This is a genomic window from Pseudomonas sp. S3_A03 (genome assembly GCF_054668275.1).
The window spans coordinates 4,156,777-4,172,325 of sequence record NZ_CP162753.1; the positions used below are offsets into that span (position 1 = coordinate 4,156,777).

Annotated in this window: 14 protein-coding genes; 1 reads left to right on the top strand and 13 read right to left on the bottom strand. The window is 59.2% G+C overall.

The window, feature by feature from the left end:
* Nucleotides 1-49 precede the first annotated feature (49 nt).
* The 13 genes from AB4O25_RS19100 to AB4O25_RS19160 form a co-directional block, all read right to left on the bottom strand.
* A complete protein-coding gene (locus AB4O25_RS19100; RefSeq protein WP_017530599.1) occupies nucleotides 50-1,708 on the bottom strand; it encodes a Na/Pi cotransporter family protein in 1,659 nt (552 codons plus the stop codon).
* Nucleotides 1,709-1,964: 256 nt separating this feature from the next.
* Nucleotides 1,965-2,732 (bottom strand): TerC family protein, encoded by a 768-nt coding sequence (locus AB4O25_RS19105; protein ID WP_017530600.1) that lies wholly within the window; start codon nucleotides 2,730-2,732, stop codon nucleotides 1,965-1,967.
* Between the two features lie 64 nt (nucleotides 2,733-2,796).
* Nucleotides 2,797-4,104 (bottom strand): CitMHS family transporter, encoded by a 1,308-nt coding sequence (locus tag AB4O25_RS19110; RefSeq protein ID WP_017530601.1) that lies wholly within the window; start codon nucleotides 4,102-4,104, stop codon nucleotides 2,797-2,799.
* Nucleotides 4,105-4,418: 314 nt separating this feature from the next.
* Nucleotides 4,419-6,380 (bottom strand): DUF7844 domain-containing protein, encoded by a 1,962-nt coding sequence (locus AB4O25_RS19115; protein ID WP_017530602.1) that lies wholly within the window; start codon nucleotides 6,378-6,380, stop codon nucleotides 4,419-4,421.
* Nucleotides 6,377-6,697, bottom strand: coding sequence for a DUF2388 domain-containing protein (locus tag AB4O25_RS19120; RefSeq protein WP_065879175.1), 321 nt, complete (start codon nucleotides 6,695-6,697; stop codon nucleotides 6,377-6,379). The genes AB4O25_RS19115 and AB4O25_RS19120 overlap by 4 nt, the downstream gene beginning before the upstream one ends.
* Nucleotides 6,698-6,736: 39 nt before the next feature.
* On the bottom strand, nucleotides 6,737-7,045 hold the full coding sequence (locus AB4O25_RS19125) for a DUF2388 domain-containing protein (protein ID WP_065879174.1): 309 nt from the start codon (nucleotides 7,043-7,045) through the stop codon (nucleotides 6,737-6,739).
* 106 nt (nucleotides 7,046-7,151) lie between these two features.
* A complete protein-coding gene (locus tag AB4O25_RS19130; RefSeq protein ID WP_017530605.1) occupies nucleotides 7,152-7,472 on the bottom strand; it encodes a DUF2388 domain-containing protein in 321 nt (106 codons plus the stop codon).
* Between the two features lie 285 nt (nucleotides 7,473-7,757).
* A complete protein-coding gene (locus AB4O25_RS19135; RefSeq protein WP_008081135.1) occupies nucleotides 7,758-7,973 on the bottom strand; it encodes a DUF1127 domain-containing protein in 216 nt (71 codons plus the stop codon).
* 318 nt (nucleotides 7,974-8,291) lie between these two features.
* Entirely contained in the window at nucleotides 8,292-9,785 is a 1,494-nt protein-coding gene (locus AB4O25_RS19140; RefSeq protein WP_017530606.1) for an acetyl-CoA hydrolase/transferase family protein, read from the bottom strand.
* A gap of 179 nt (nucleotides 9,786-9,964) precedes the next feature.
* Entirely contained in the window at nucleotides 9,965-11,401 is a 1,437-nt protein-coding gene (locus AB4O25_RS19145) for an NAD(P)(+) transhydrogenase (Re/Si-specific) subunit beta (RefSeq protein WP_017530607.1), read from the bottom strand.
* Entirely contained in the window at nucleotides 11,398-11,721 is a 324-nt protein-coding gene (locus tag AB4O25_RS19150) for an NAD(P) transhydrogenase subunit alpha part 2 (protein ID WP_017530608.1), read from the bottom strand. The genes AB4O25_RS19145 and AB4O25_RS19150 overlap by 4 nt, the downstream gene beginning before the upstream one ends.
* 15 nt (nucleotides 11,722-11,736) lie before the next feature.
* Nucleotides 11,737-12,858 carry a Re/Si-specific NAD(P)(+) transhydrogenase subunit alpha gene (locus AB4O25_RS19155; protein ID WP_010207879.1) on the bottom strand — a complete coding sequence of 374 codons (1,122 nt, stop codon included), beginning with the start codon at nucleotides 12,856-12,858 and terminating at the stop codon, nucleotides 11,737-11,739.
* 452 nt (nucleotides 12,859-13,310) lie between these two features.
* Nucleotides 13,311-14,210: a LysR family transcriptional regulator gene (locus AB4O25_RS19160; protein ID WP_017530609.1), complete on the bottom strand. Its 900-nt coding sequence runs from the start codon at nucleotides 14,208-14,210 to the stop codon at nucleotides 13,311-13,313.
* A 157-nt stretch (nucleotides 14,211-14,367) separates the two neighbouring features.
* Between AB4O25_RS19160 and AB4O25_RS19165 the strand changes: the two genes are divergently transcribed.
* Nucleotides 14,368-15,549, top strand: coding sequence for an acyl-CoA dehydrogenase (locus AB4O25_RS19165; RefSeq protein ID WP_003170842.1), 1,182 nt, complete (start codon nucleotides 14,368-14,370; stop codon nucleotides 15,547-15,549).

The following is a 15,549-nucleotide window of genomic DNA, read 5'->3' on the forward strand; positions in this document are numbered from 1 at the left end:
TCCTGGCGAGTGAGGTCAGCTCTAACTGACTTCACGGGCCATCGTACGTTCAGGGCGAATGCGTGATGTCGGCAATATCTTCAGCCGAGAGCGCGCCGGTGTCGGAGGTTTCCAACACTACATACGCACTGCTGCAAAACAACGAGTTCAGGCGTTTCATGTCGGCAATCAGTTCAAGATGCAGGGAACTGGTTTCCAGGCTTTGCACGATCTTGCGTTGCAGGCGGCTGACGTGGGCATGGGCCAGGCGGCGTTCCTGGGCGCGGAAGCGGCGTTTCTCCCGCAGCAACTGACGGGCGCTTTCCGGATCGGCGCTGAGGAACACCGACAGGCCCAGGCGCAGGTTGGCGATCAACTGGCTGTGCAGGTCGGTGAGTTCTTCCAGCCCCACTTCGGAGAACTGGCGGCGCTGTGAGGTCTTTTGCTGCTGGACTTTACGCAGCATGCGTTCGATCAGGTCACCGGCCAGCTTTAGGTTGATCGACAGTTCGATGATCTCGGCCCAGCGCCGACTGTCGTGTTCGCTGAGGTCTTCGCGGGGCATTTGCGCCAGGTAGAGTTTGATTGCGCTGTAGAGCGCTTCGACGTCATCACTGAGGCTGCGCATTTCCTGAGTGATGGCGGTTTGCTTGCCGAGCAGCACTTCCTGCATCGCGCTGAGCATGTTGTCGATCAGATCGCCCAGGCGCAGGGTCTCGCGGGCGGCGTTGGCCAGCGCCAGGCTGGGCGTGGTGAGGGCAGTGGGGTCAAGATGCCGGGGCTTGGCCTTGCCGTTGACCTCTTCACGCTCGGGCAGCAACCACGCGCACAGGCGGGCCATCGGGCCAATTGTCGGCAACAGGATCAGGCAGCGGCTGACGTTGTAGAGCAGATGGAAGGTGATGACCATGCCTTGGGCGCTGTAGTCCAAATCATCCATCCAGCGTACGAGGGGGTCGAGTACCGGGATGATCAAGAGCAAGCCGATCAGTTTGTATAACAGGCTGCCCAAGGCCACTTGGCGACCGGCGGAGTTCTGCATGCTGGTGCTGAGAAATGCCAGTACGCCGCTGCCGATGTTGGCGCCGATCACCAGGCCGATGGCTACGTGCAAACCGATCACACCGGCGCCGGCCAGGGTAGCGGTCAGCAGCACGGCGGCCAGGCTGGAGTAGGAAATCATCGCGAACAAGGCGCCGACCAGGGCGTCGAGCAGGATGTCGCCGGTCAGCGAGGCGAAAATCACCTTGACCCCCTGGGCATGGGTAATCGGCCCGGCGGCTTCAACGATCAATTGCAACGCGAGGATGATCAACCCGAGGCCGATGCCCACCCGCCCGAGCTGCCCGGCCCGCGTCTGTTTGCGCGACAGGAAGAAAATCACCCCGAGAAAAATCAGCAGTGGTGACAACCACGACAAGTCAAAGGTCAACACTCGCGCCATCAACGCGGTACCGACGTCGGCGCCAAGCATGGTCGCCAGGGCAGGCATCAGGCCCATGAGGCCCTGGCCGACAAAAGACGTCACCAGCATTGCCGTGGCGTTGCTGCTCTGCACCATGGCCGTGACGAGGATGCCGGCGATAAACGCCAGCCAGCGCTTGGACATGTTCTGCCCGATGACTTGGCGCAAGTTGGAGCCGTAGACCCGCAGGATGCCGGTGCGGACGATATGCGTGCCCCAGATCAGCAGGGTCACGGCGGAAAGCAGATTGAGCAAGGTCAGCATGCTCGGCCCCCCGTGTGGGTGTGCTCCAAAGGAGCAAATGAGAATTGCCGCGTGCCGCTCTACGTCTTGTACTTAAGCTGTAGTTGGCGAATGGGCGCTGCGCCAGCATCGCATAGCTAAAGTGGGGATTGAAACAAAACTGTCATGAAGGCCGATGCCTCACGCTCTGCCTGGGGATGCCGCCAGGGATGCTTCGTGTCCCGAATGCGCAGAAAAAAGGGGCTTTTAAGCCCCTTTTTTCAACAGCGGGTCAAATTTATTGACCCGGAATGTCCTTGCGCAGTTTCACTGGATCCTGCTGCTTCTTCTTTTTCGCGATGGCGGTACGCATTTTGATGTTCACCGCTTCGACCGCCAGCGAGAACGCCATGGCGAAGTAGACGTAGCCTTTTGGCACGTGCACATCGAACGATTCAGCGATCAGCACGGTACCCACCACCAGCAGGAACGACAGCGCCAGCATCTTCAACGACGGGTGTTTATCGATGAATTCGCTGATGGTGCCGGCGGCCAGCATCATCACCAGTACGGCGACGACGATCGCGGCAACCATGACCGGTACGTGGGAAACCATACCCACGGCAGTAATCACCGAGTCCAGGGAGAACACGATGTCAATGATCGCGATCTGGATGATGGTGTAGATGAACTTGCCACCGGCGCCTTTAGGCTCGTCGTGGGTTTCGTCTTCACCTTCCAGCGCGTGGTACATCTCTTGTGAGCTCTTCCACAGCAGGAACAGACCACCGAAGAACAGGATCAGGTCGCGCCCGGAAATGCCTTGGCCAAACACCACAAACAGGTCGGCGGTCAGTCGCATGACCCAGGTGATCGACAGCAGCAACAGAATGCGCGTGACCATGGCCAGTGCCAGGCCGAAGATCCGGGTGCGCGCCTGCATATGCTTGGGCATGCGGCTGACCAGGATCGAAATCATGATGATGTTATCGATGCCCAGGACGATCTCGAGAGCCGTCAGGGTGAAGAAGGCAATCCAGATTTCCGGATTGGTCAGCCATTCCATGTGTATTCCTTTGAGCGTGTGTTAGACCGCACCGGCGTAGGGCCGGCGCAGTTGGGTTGTACGATTATAGAGTGCTGAACAGCGGAAAAATCCCCATCAGCAATGCGGCGAACATTATGCACAGGCATACCAGTACTGCCCACTTCAAGGTGAAGCGCTGGTGATCGCCAAATTCGATACCGGCCAGGGCCACCAGCAGGTAGGTCGACGGTACCAGCGGGCTGAGCAAGTGCACAGGCTGGCCAACGATGGAGGCGCGGGCCATTTCTACAGCGGTGATACCGTAGTGGCTGGCGGCCTCGGCGAGCACCGGCAACACACCGTAGTAGAACGCGTCGTTGGACATGAAGAAGGTGAACGGCATGCTCACCAGCGCTGTGATCACCGCGAGGTACGGGCCCAGGGCTTCAGGGATGACCGCCAGCAGGCTCTTGGACATGGCATCGACCATGCCGGTGCCCGACAAAATGCCGGTGAAGATACCGGCGGCGAAGATCAGCCCCACCACCGCCAAAACGCTGCCGGCATGGGCGGCGACGCGGTCTTTCTGCTGTTGCAGGCATGGGTAGTTGACGATCATCGCGATACTGAACGCCACCATGAACAGCACCGGCAGCGGCAACAGGCCGGCGATCAGGGTGCACATCAGGGCGAGGGTCAGGGCGCCGTTGAACCAGATCAGCTTCGGACGGCGCGCGTCAGGGAATTGCGACACGCTGATTTCGCTGTGATCGATCTCGTCGCCCTGTAGGTGCAACTCACCCAGACGCGCCCGTTCACGTTTGCCGTACATATAGGCGATCACCAGGATTGCCACGACGCCCGCGGCCATGGCCGGGATCATCGGTACGAAAATATCCGAAGGGTCCACATGCAGCGCACTGGCGGCACGGGCGGTCGGGCCGCCCCAGGGGGTCATGTTCATCACGCCACCGGCGAGAATGATCAGGCCGGCCATGATTCGCGGGCTCATGCCGATGCGCTGATACAGCGGCAACATGGCGGCTACGCAGATCATGTAGGTGGTGGCGCCGTCACCGTCGAGGGACACCACCAGGGCCAGTACGGCGGTACCGACCGATACCTTCAGCGGGTCGCCCTTGACCATCTTGAGGATCTTGCGCACGGCCGGGTCGAACAGGCCGGAGTCGATCATCAGGGCAAAGTAGAGGATGGCGAACATCAGCATCACGCCGGTTGGCGCGAGCTTGGTGATGCCTTCGAGCATCATCGGGCCGATCTTCGGCGCGAAACCACCGAACAGCGCGAACAGGATCGGCACGATGATCAGGGCGATCAGCGCGGACAGGCGCTTGGTCATGATCAGGAACATGAACGTGATGACCATGGCAAAGCCAAGGAAAGTCAGCATAGGAGTACTCCAGGCGTAGTGCGGCTAGGGAATGGCGAACCGGTTCAGGTTCAGCGCAGAACGAAAGGCTCTAGACGTACGGGTGGAGTCGGGGCGAGCAGGCGGTTACGGGCGGACATCGGGAATCACCATTGTTGTTGTTAACAGCCGGTCTTGTTGCCGACAGTGGGGGTGATCCTAGACGCGAAAGCTTTCAGCCAGCTTTCGCTGGCCAAACAGGTGAGGGGAGGCGGATGCACGGTCTACAGGAATACATCGGTCAAATGTGGGGGCAAGCACCCTCCCACATTTGGAGTGTATCTATCTCGGGTATTTCAGGGCAGTTCGAGGCCGCCGGCCGCTTTGTGCAGCGACCGCAGGTGTTCACCGAGCTGCCTGAGGTTGGCCTCGCACGCGGCAATCTCGGCGGCGCGGGAAGGGTCCAGCAGCGCCCTCACCTCTTTATCCAGCTCGCCGGTCAGCGATTGCAGCTGCTTCTGGCGTTCGGCGCTTTCCGATTCCAGGCGCTTGGCTTCCGATGGCTGCGGCAGGCCATAGCCGCCGCTGCCCAGCAATTCCGCTGGGCGGCTGAGAAAGCCGCTGTTGGCGAGGATCTGTTGCAGGGTGGCATTGGCCTTCTCCATGCCGCCGTTTTTCAGCTCGCGGGCGCCGAGGTAGCGTTGTTTGACTTCGTCCTGGGCCAGCATCAACTGTTTACGAAAGCTGGCTTGTTCCAGCAGCAGCAACGCGGCGCTGGTGCGCAGGTCTGCCTGGTCGAACCATTGGCGGCGTTGCGCCGCGCTCAAGGCTAACCAGTCTTCAACCTGGGCCTGTTCGATCGGCAAATGCTTGCGCAGTACTTCGAACATCGCCTGGTAGCGCTCGCGGAAGGAGTCGAAGTGATAACCCAGGCGCAGCGCTTCACGTTTGTCATTCAGCACGCTGGTATCGGCCAGGCCACGGGCTTGCAGGACTTCGAGCAGGCCGTTGGGGGTGATGTTGTCCAAGCCGGTCAGTTGCGGATTGGCGCTGCCGCTGCGTAACAGTTTCAGGCTTTCGACCGCGCAGTTGTTGGACAGGAAGTAGTAATTACCGTCGTAGCTCCAGTGCATTTCGGCGGCGTGCTCGACGGTGTCGGTGATTTCCTGGCGCGACAGTTTCAGCGGTACGGAGGCCAGGCCGCGCAGTTCAGTCTTGGTGTATTCGTCGATCACCTGGGCCAACGGCAACACGAACAGGCGTGACGGGTACTTGCCCACCAGGCCGTCCCAACTCGACAGTTGTACGTCACCGACAAATGCGCGGTAGGACAATACCAAATGCTGGTCCAGGTCGAGCCGGCAATCCGGCCCGCGCGGGCGGCCTGGGGCGCAGATCACCAGGCGCAACATGCTGTGGCCCCAGCGGCTGACCAGATTCTGGTTGGCTTCGGCCAGCAGGTAGTCGATCTCGTAGACCCGCTCCGGGTCCACGTGGCCCAGCGGTGTCTTGGCGAAATCGTTGCCGGCATTGAGGAATGGGTAGGCCTTGGCGCAGGCGTCCTGCGTCGGCGGGGCCCAGCCGAAGTGCTGCTGGTAATAGCGGAACAGCGCCGGACGCCGACAGGCGTAGCTCGCGTCGAGGAGGAAGTACTCCATGTTGACCGCGACGAACTCCAGCGGGCTGGTGGTTTCGTAGATATCCGGGCTGCGCACGACCTGGCGGTTGTGCTGCTCGCGCTCGCCGCGACGGCCGACATATTGTGGCCAGCCCGCGAGGTCCAGCAGGCGCGGGTCATCGCTGAGGGTAAAGCGGCGGTCGTTCTGGCCACGGCATTGATCGGGCAGGCCAATCAGGCCGGTGATGTTGTTTTGTCGAGCGCAACGCTGGATCAGTCTGCGTTCGTCGGGAGACCACAGGCGCGCACGGTCATAGATGTGGGTCAGTTCATGCAGCACGGTGGCGAGCATTTCCCGGCGCACGGTGCCGTGGGGGCGATTGGTCTTCTGGGTGGCGGCGCTGCCATCGGTCAAGCTGTCGAGCAGGTTGCGGTTCAGGTCCAGTTCGGACACCAGCGAAGCCTGGCCGTAGGCGTTTTCGGGCATTTTGTCGGTCCAGCCGACATCGATACGGCGGTCCAACTGCTCGACAAAGCGCGGCGGCAATGAGCGCATCGCTTCATCGAGCAATGCCTGGCTGGCCTGTTGTTGGGCCGGGCTCAAGCCTTCTGTCTTGAGCCGCAGTTGCAGGCTGGCCTGGGCTGCGCCGGCACACAGCAGCACAATCCCGGCCAGGAGCCAGGCGACAAGGCGCCTCACAGAGCGAGAATAGCTTCGGCGAGGGTCTGGTCACTGGCGTCACGGGCTTCCGGCAGGCGGGTGCGCAAGGTGTCAAAGGCGGCTTCCAACTGAGCGCCACGGATTTCACCATTGCTGGCGACGAAGCTGGCCGCATCATCGTGAGCTTCACGCACGACTTTGGAATCGCGGATGGACGTGGTGGTGTCCGAGGTGAAATCAATGGTGCGGCCAGACGCGCGAACAATGATGTTACTGGTGGCCACCAGGGTCTGCGCCTGGGCAACGTCGGCCAACAACAGCAGGCCGAGGGCGGCGGCGATCAGCGGGCTACGCATGGAATTACTCCAGTTACAAAGAGGGAAATACAGAGATGGTTATTGGACGAGAATTGCCTGCGCCAGTTCAAGGTCGCTGACATGAAGTTTTGGTTGGGTTCGGCGCAGGTAATCCAGCGCCGACTCCAGCCGTGCTCCTCGCCATTGGCCGTCGGTAGCAATGAATGCGGCAGCGTCATCCCGTGCGGCAACGATTACTTTTTTGTCGAAGGGCGCGGAGGTCACCTTGCTGGTGGCATACGCGCTCGCGACGGTGCTCTGGAGGGTCACGTCAAAGGCCGAAACCCAAGGTGACCAGCAGGCAGAAAACAACACAGGGACAATGAACAGTCGGTATGAAAAAGCCATGGGACTCGACAACTGAAAACGAGCGCCAAGGCTAGCGCAATGCCCGGGCGAGAGCCAGCGCCAAGGCATTCGGGAGCCGTTGGCGCTCCCTTTTACGCGCTGGGGCTCAGATGGCCAGAATGGCCTGGGCCAATTGTGCGTCGGTCGCGGTGTTCAGTTGTGGCGCTTGTTGACGGATTTGCGCAAGGGCGCTTTCCAGCTTCACGCCACGAATGGCGCCTTCACTGGCGACAAAGCTGGCCGCGTCGTCACGCGCGGCGCGCACGACTTTGTTGTCACGCAGGGAGGAAGTCGCATCGGAAGTGGCGTCGGACGTAGCCTTCAGTGCGCCGACGATGGAATCGGTGGTCACGATGAAGCTGGTCGCGTTGGCATTGAAAGCCAGGGCCAACAAGGCAGCAGCGCTGAGCAGGCGAAGAACGGGCATGGGGTGACTCCTGTAAATGAGCAGTGAAGGTGGCGCAAAGGCTCGCCACGTGCTGGTTGGATATTAGGCTGTGGTTTATCGGTTCGGATAGGTTGTTATGCAGCCTTAATAACTGTACCTATGGTATTTAATAAGCATATAACTGTACCTGTGTCGCTGATTTATTGGCTCGAAATTGCACTCGCCGAGAACAACAAAGCCCGCCTCCGGTTACCCGGGGCGGGCTTTGTTTTGACAAATCAGTGCTGGCAGTGGACCCGGTGGGTCAGGGCCAGCGGGCGCCAATTAGCGCCAGAACGGCTTGCTCAGCTCTTCGTAGCGTTGAGCTTCGCTGATACCGGCGTCAGCCAGCAGACGCGAATCCAGGCGAGCCAACTGATGGCGGCTGGAGATGCGGCGCTGCCACAGCATCAGGTTGGCAAGAACGCGCAGAGGCAGGGAAGCCTGGGTGTTTACAGCTTTATCTTCGAAGAACAGTTCGGAACTGAGTGTACGTTCCATGATGACATCCTTCCGCTTGTGGCGGGATTAGGTAGTGGTTTAACTGATGCCAATGATCCTCTTCCGGCGCAAGACTCTCTAGATACAGTTCACCTGTATTGTGAGGGGCCAGTTAACTGTTTATAGGGGCTGTACTGTACGGAAATGGGGCAACTGTACCTGTCCGCACTGAAATAGTGCGAAATAGGCATTTTTAACGAGGCGAGTAGGATAATTCGGTAGGAAATGACCGGTACAGCAGTACAGTTTTTTCAGGAGTTGGGGCTGTTGCAGCCGAGCTGATGAAAATGTATTTGCATCAGCTCGGCTCTGTATCAATCAAGCCTTGAGCATATGCCCGGTTTCTTCCAGGTTAATGTGCCAACTCAGCGCTTCGCGCAGGATGTGCGGCGTATGCCCGCCTAATGCGCAGGCGCCCTCGAAGTAATTGTTCAGCGCATCGCGGTATGCGGGATGCACGCAGTTGTCGATGATTACCCGAGCCCTTTCTCTTGGCGCCAGGCCGCGCAAGTCTGCCAGGCCTACTTCGGTGACGAGGATGTCTACATCGTGTTCGGTGTGGTCCACATGACTGACCATCGGCACCACGCTGGAAATCGCGCCGCTCTTGGCAATCGACTTGGTGACGAAAATCGCCAAGTGCGCGTTACGCGCGAAGTCACCGGAGCCGCCAATGCCGTTCATCATCCGCGTGCCGCAGACATGGGTGGAATTGACGTTGCCGTAGATGTCGAACTCCAACGCGGTATTGATGCCGATAATGCCCAAGCGACGCACCACTTCAGGGTGGTTGGAGATCTCCTGCGGGCGCAGTACCAGTTTGTCCTTGTAATGCTCCAGGTTGCCGAACACGTCGGCATTGCGCCGCTCCGACAGTGTGATCGAACTGCCCGAGGCGAAGCTCAGCTTGCCGGCGTCGATCAGGTCGAACGTGGAGTCCTGCAGTACTTCCGAGTACATGGTCAGGTCTTGGAAGGGGGAGTCGATCAAGCCGCACATCACCGCGTTGGCAATGTTGCCGATACCGGCCTGCAGCGGCCCGAGCTTGTTGGTCATGCGCCCGGCGTCGACTTCCTGCTTGAGGAAGTTGATCAGGTGATTGGCGATTCCTTGGGTGTCACTGTCGGGGGGCGTCACGGTCGAGGCGGAGTCCGCCTGGTTGGTGATGACGATGGCGACGATCTTTTCCGGCGGGATTGGGATTGCGGTGCTGCCGATGCGGTCGTCGACCTTTACCAGCGGGATCGGCGTACGGGTTGGGCGATAGGTCGGGATATAAATGTCGTGCAGCCCTTCCAGGTTCGGGTTGTGCGCCAGGTTGATCTCGACGATCACCTGTTTGGCAAAGATCGCGAAGCTGGCCGAGTTACCGACGGAGGTGGTTGGCACGATATGCCCTTGCTCGGTGATCGCCACGGCTTCGATCACGGCAATATCCGGTAGCTTGAGCTGGTTGTTGCGCAGTTGTTCGACGGTTTCCGACAAATGCTGGTCGATAAACATCACCTCGCCGGCGTTGATAGCCTTGCGCAATGTGCTGTCGACCTGGAACGGCATGCGTCGGGACAGCACGCCGGCTTCGGTCAGTTGCTTATCCAGGTCATTGCCCAGGCTGGCGCCGGTCATCAAGGTGATTTTCAGTGGCGAGGTCTTGGCGCGCTCGGCGAGGGCATGGGGAACGGCCTTGGCTTCACCGGCACGGGTGAAGCCGCTCATGCCGACGGTCATGCCGTCCTCGATCAGTGCGGCGGCGTCTGCCGCGCTCATGACCTTGTTCAACAGCGAAGGCAAGCGGATACGATCACGGTACATGAATGGTTATCTCAGGCTACGGAAGCAAGGTGGGCAGTGTAGTGATTTCAAAAAAATTCGGCCCGCTACCATGGTCGAATGCAAGGCAGCGATTTAGAGCCTTTGGTCGGGTTTCATGCAGCAATAAAAAACCCCAGCCTACGTGAGGCCGGGGTTTGGAGTATTGCGCTGAAGCAGTGTTAGTCGACGGCTTTAACCATGTCTTCAATGACCTTCTTGGCGTCGCCGAAAACCATCATGGTCTTGTCCAGGTAGAACAACTCGTTATCCAAGCCGGCGTAACCACTGGCCATTGAGCGCTTGTTGACGATGATGGTCTTGGCTTTGAACGCTTCCAGGATCGGCATACCGGCGATCGGTGAGTTCGGATCGTTCTTCGCGGCCGGGTTGACCACGTCGTTCGCGCCCAGCACCAGCACCACGTCGGCCTGGCCGAATTCAGAGTTGATGTCTTCCATCTCGAACACTTGGTCGTAAGGCACTTCAGCCTCGGCGAGCAGCACGTTCATATGCCCAGGCATACGGCCCGCCACCGGGTGGATCGCATATTTCACGGTGACGCCGTGGTGGGTCAGTTTCTCGGTCAATTCCTTCAGCGCGTGTTGCGCCCGCGCCACCGCCAAGCCGTAGCCTGGCACGATGATCACGGTGTCGGCGTTGGTCAGCAGAAAGGTCGCATCGTCGGCCGAGCCGGACTTCACCGGGCGCGCTTCTTTAGAACCCGCAGCGGCACTGGTATCCGGCGCGTTGCCGAAGCCGCCGAGCAGTACATTAAAGAAGGAACGATTCATCGCCTTGCACATGATGTACGACAGGATCGCGCCGCTTGAGCCGACGAGCGAACCGGCGATGATTAGCATCGAGTTGTTCAGCGAGAAGCCGATACCCGCCGCCGCCCAGCCGGAGTAGCTGTTAAGCATCGACACCACCACGGGCATATCGGCGCCGCCAATGGGGATGATGATGAGTACGCCCAGCACGAAGGCCAGGGCCAGCATCAGCGCGAAGGCGGTGAGGTTGCCGGTGAACATGAACGCCAAACCCAGGCCCAGCGTAGCGAGGCCCAATACCAGGTTCAGCTTGTGCTGGCCGCCGAACTGTACCGGTGCGCCCTGGAACAGGCGGAATTTGTACTTGCCCGACAGTTTGCCGAAGGCGATCACCGAGCCGGAGAAGGTTATGGCGCCGATGGCGGCACCGAGGAACAGCTCCAGACGGTTGCCCGCCGGAATCGCATCGCCCAGGTGCTTGACGATGCCCAGCGATTGCGGCTCAACCACGGCGGCAATTGCAATGAACACCGCGGCCAGGCCGATCATGCTGTGCATGAACGCCACCAGCTCCGGCATCTTGGTCATCTCAACGCGCTTGGCCATGATCGAACCAGCGGTGCCGCCGACCAGCAGGCCGACGATCACATAGCCGATGCCGGCCGTCGCAAGCTCGGCGCCCAGCTTATAGATGAGGCCCACGGTGGTGAGCACTGCCAGCGCCATGCCGAGCATGCCGAACAGGTTGCCGCGTCGCGAGGTGGTCGGGTGCGACAGGCCTTTAAGGGCCTGAATGAAACAGATCGACGCGATCAGGTAGAGCGTCGTTACCAGATTCATGCTCATGCCGATGGCGCCTCTTCTTTTACTTTCGGGGCTTTCTTCTTGAACATCTCAAGCATGCGGCGCGTGACCAGGAAGCCGCCGAACACGTTGACCGCCGCCAGCGCCACGGCGAGGGTGCCCATGGTCTTGCCCAGTGGTGTGACTGTAAGCGCGGCCGCGAGCATGGCGCCGACGATTACGATCGCCGAAATGGCGTTGGTTACCGCCATCAGCGGCGTGTGCAGCGCGGGGGTAACGTTCCAGACCACGTGGTAACCGACATAGATCGCCAGCACAAAGATGATCAGGTTGTAGATACCGGGGGAGATAAGCTCTTCCATCGTCTGAATCCTTGCTTAGGCGTTTTTGCGGATGACTTGGCCGTCGCGGCACATCAGGCACGCAGCGACGATGTCGTCTTCGAGGTTGATTTCAAACTGCCCTTCCTTGGTGAAGACCAGCTTCAGGAAGTCCAGCAGGTTGCGCGCATACAAGGCCGACGCATCGGCGGCAACAGCGCCGGCGAGGTTGGTCGGGCCACAAATGATCACGCCGTTTTCCACCACCACCTGGTCGGCAACGGTCAGCGGGCAGTTGCCGCCCTGGGCTGCCGCGAGGTCAATGACCACCGAGCCGGGTTTCATCTGCGCAACTGTCTCGGCGCTGAGTAAGGTGGGTGCCTTGCGGCCTGGGATCAGGGCGGTGGTAATGACGATATCGGCTTGCTTGGCGCGCTCGTGCACGGCAAGGGCCTGGCGTTGCATCCAGCTTGTGGGCATCGGGCGTGCATAACCGCCGACGCCGACGGCGCATTCGCGCTCTTCGTCGGTTTCGTAAGGTACGTCGACAAACTTGGCGCCGAGGGATTCGATCTGCTCTTTTACCGCCGGGCGTACGTCAGACGCTTCGATCACTGCACCGAGGCGTTTGGCCGTGGCAATGGCCTGCAAGCCTGCGACGCCCGCACCTAGAATCAGCACCCGAGCGGCTTTGACGGTACCTGCGGCGGTCATCAGCATCGGCATGAAGCGCGGATAGTGATGAGCGGCGAGCAACACGGCTTTATAGCCGGCGATGTTGGCTTGCGAGGACAGCACGTCGAGGCTCTGGGCACGCGAGGTGCGTGGGGCTGCTTCAAGAGCGAAGGCGGTAATGCCGCGCTCGGCCAGCTTGGCAATGGTTTCGTTGCTGAACGGATTGAGCATGCCCACCAACACGGTGCCGCTTTTGATCAGCGCCAATTCGCTGTCGCTGGGAGCAACCACTTTGAGAATCAGCTCGGCGCCAAATGCATCGTTGGCGCTGCCAATGGTTGCGCCTGCTGTTTCATAGGCACTGTCGACGACGCTGGCCTTAATGCCTGCTCCGCTTTGTACAGTGACCTTATGGCCCTGGCCGATCAGCTTCTTGATGGTTTCCGGGGTGGCAGCCACCCGCGTTTCACCGGTCTGGGTTTCGAGAGGAACACCAATGTGCACGTCAAATCTCCTGCATGATCTTTTTGCTTTTGATCTTTTTGTAAAAAGGCCAGTGCGCCGCGAGTGGCACAACTGGGGCGGCCGATCAGCACGATCCCGCTGAAATGACAGCGGGGCGCGGCATTTTGCAGGCGAACTTTACGGCCTTCAAGGGATTATGACGGGTGACGAAAAATTAACTACAAGTCACCCTGTGACCGATTGTCGCAACGACTTGGAATAATCTCTTCAAATACAGGCCTTTAAAGGCGCGCAAAGGTTTAGAGCGACTTTTTACATTGTTGATGTGAATGGTCGCGCATTGGCCATTGAGCGTCGCTACAAGCCACGCGATTCATGGCTTTAAGCCGTATTTTAGATAGACAAGTACAGTCTGCTTAAATGCGACATATACGTATATCTGTAGCGCCAAGATTTTATTGACTACAAGGTCAGCATTAAGGCTTTGCCCTTTAATTGCAGGGGCTGTACCGCTTCGATTGATCGATAAGCCAGTCCCTGAACGCATGCAGCGAAGCTGATTCCACTTTTCTGTCAGGAATCATCAGGTAATAAGCTTTCGAACTGGTCAGTGCCTCGGGGCTTGCGATTACCAGTCGGTGCTCGTCCAGTTCTCGCTGAATGAGGAAGGGCGGGATCAGCGCAATGCCCATGTCATGCATGGCGGCCTGGGACAGCATCGAGAATAGCTCGTAACGTGGGCCTGTCATGTCGCGTGGGATATTCAGCTGTTGGGCGTTGAACCATTGGCGCCAGGCATAGGGGCGGGTGGTCTGTTGCAGCAGTGGCAGTTGCGCGATCTCTGAGGAGGTGAAGCGCTTGCGCTTGCCCAGCAGCCGGGGGCTGCAAACGGGAACAGGATTTTCTCCCATCAGTCGGTGGGACTCGGTGCCGGGCCAGTCGGCATCACCGAAGTAAATCGCGGCATCGAACTCGGTATCTGCAAACAGGAAGGGGCGTGTGCGGTTGGTGAGGTTCACCGTTACCTCTGGGTGCTGGCGTTGAAAATCCTTGAGACGAGGAATTAACCATTGCGTACCAAACGTGGGTACCACCGCTAGCTCAATCGTATTTGCGCCCTGCTGACCCATCACTGACAGGGTGTCGCGCTCCACGGCATCCAGTTGCGTTGCGACTCTGCGGCTGTAGGACAGCCCCGCCTCCGTCAGCTTTACCCCGCGCCGCGAACGCCGAAACAGCTCGACACTTAAAAATTCCTCCAGGCTGGCGATCTGTCGGCAGATCGCGCCTTGTGTGATGGAGAGCTCGTGCGCCGCCTTGGTAAAGCTCTCGTGGCGGGCCGCCGCCTCAAAGCTGACAAGGGCGGTAGTGCTGGGAATTTTCCTACGCATGTACCTTGTTCTCACTTGATAAGGCGCCAATACGCCATTTTTAGTGTTTCGAAGTGAGAAATTAGCACAAGCCTATGCAGAAACCTCGTTTGCTCTCTTTGCTTGCCCGGCCTAGGCTCCTTCCACGACTTCTGATTTTCTTTGCGAGGACTTATTCATGGCTGGCAAGGCAAGCTTCAACTGGATCGATCCACTGCTGCTGGATCAACAGCTCACCGAAGAAGAGCGCATGGTGCGCGACAGTGCTGAGCAATTCGCCCAGGACAAACTAGCGCCGCGTGTGCTCGAAGCTTTCCGTCATGAAAAGACCGACCCTGCAATCTTTCGAGAAATGGGTGAAACCGGGTTGTTGGGCGCGATGATTCCCGAACAGTACGGTGGCAGTGGCTTGAACTACGTCAGCTACGGGCTGATTGCGCGTGAGGTTGAGCGTGTCGACTCTGGTTACCGTTCGATGATGAGCGTGCAGTCGTCATTGGTCATGGTGCCTATCAATGAATTTGGCACCGAGGCGCAAAAACAGAAGTACTTGCCGAAATTGGCCTCTGGAGAGTGGATTGGCTGTTTCGGCCTGACCGAGCCAAACCATGGCTCTGATCCGGGCGCGATGATCACGCGTGCGCGCAAAGTGGAGGGCGGATACAGCCTGACAGGCGCGAAGATGTGGATCACCAACAGTCCGATCGCGGATGTGTTCGTGGTGTGGGGCAAGGACGACGCGGGTGATATCCGCGGGTTTGTTCTGGAAAAAGGCTGGAAGGGGCTGAGTGCGCCGGCGATTCACGGCAAGGTCGGGCTGCGGGCCTCCATCACCGGTGAGATCGTGATGGATAACGTATTCGTCCCGGAAGAGAACATCTTCCCTGATGTGCGAGGCTTGAAGGGGCCTTTCACCTGTCTGAACTCGGCGCGCTATGGCATTTCCTGGGGGGCGTTGGGCGCCGCCGAGTTCTGCTGGCACACCGCTCGCCAATACACCTTGGACCGTCACCAGTTCGGTCGGCCTTTGGCGGCGACTCAGTTGATCCAGAAGAAGCTGGCCGATATGCAGACTGAGATCACTCTGGCCCTGCAAGGCTGCCTGCGCCTGGGGCGCATGAAGGATGAAGGCACGGCTGCGGTAGAGATTACTTCGATCATGAAGCGCAACTCGTGCGGCAAGTCTCTGGATATCGCGCGTATGGCACGGGACATGTTGGGCGGCAACGGCATTTCCGACGAATTCGGGGTGGCGCGTCATCTGGTGAATTTGGAGGTGGTTAACACCTATGAAGGTACCCACGACGTGCACGCCTTGATTCTGGGGCGTGCGCAAACCGGTCTTCAGGCGTTCTATTAA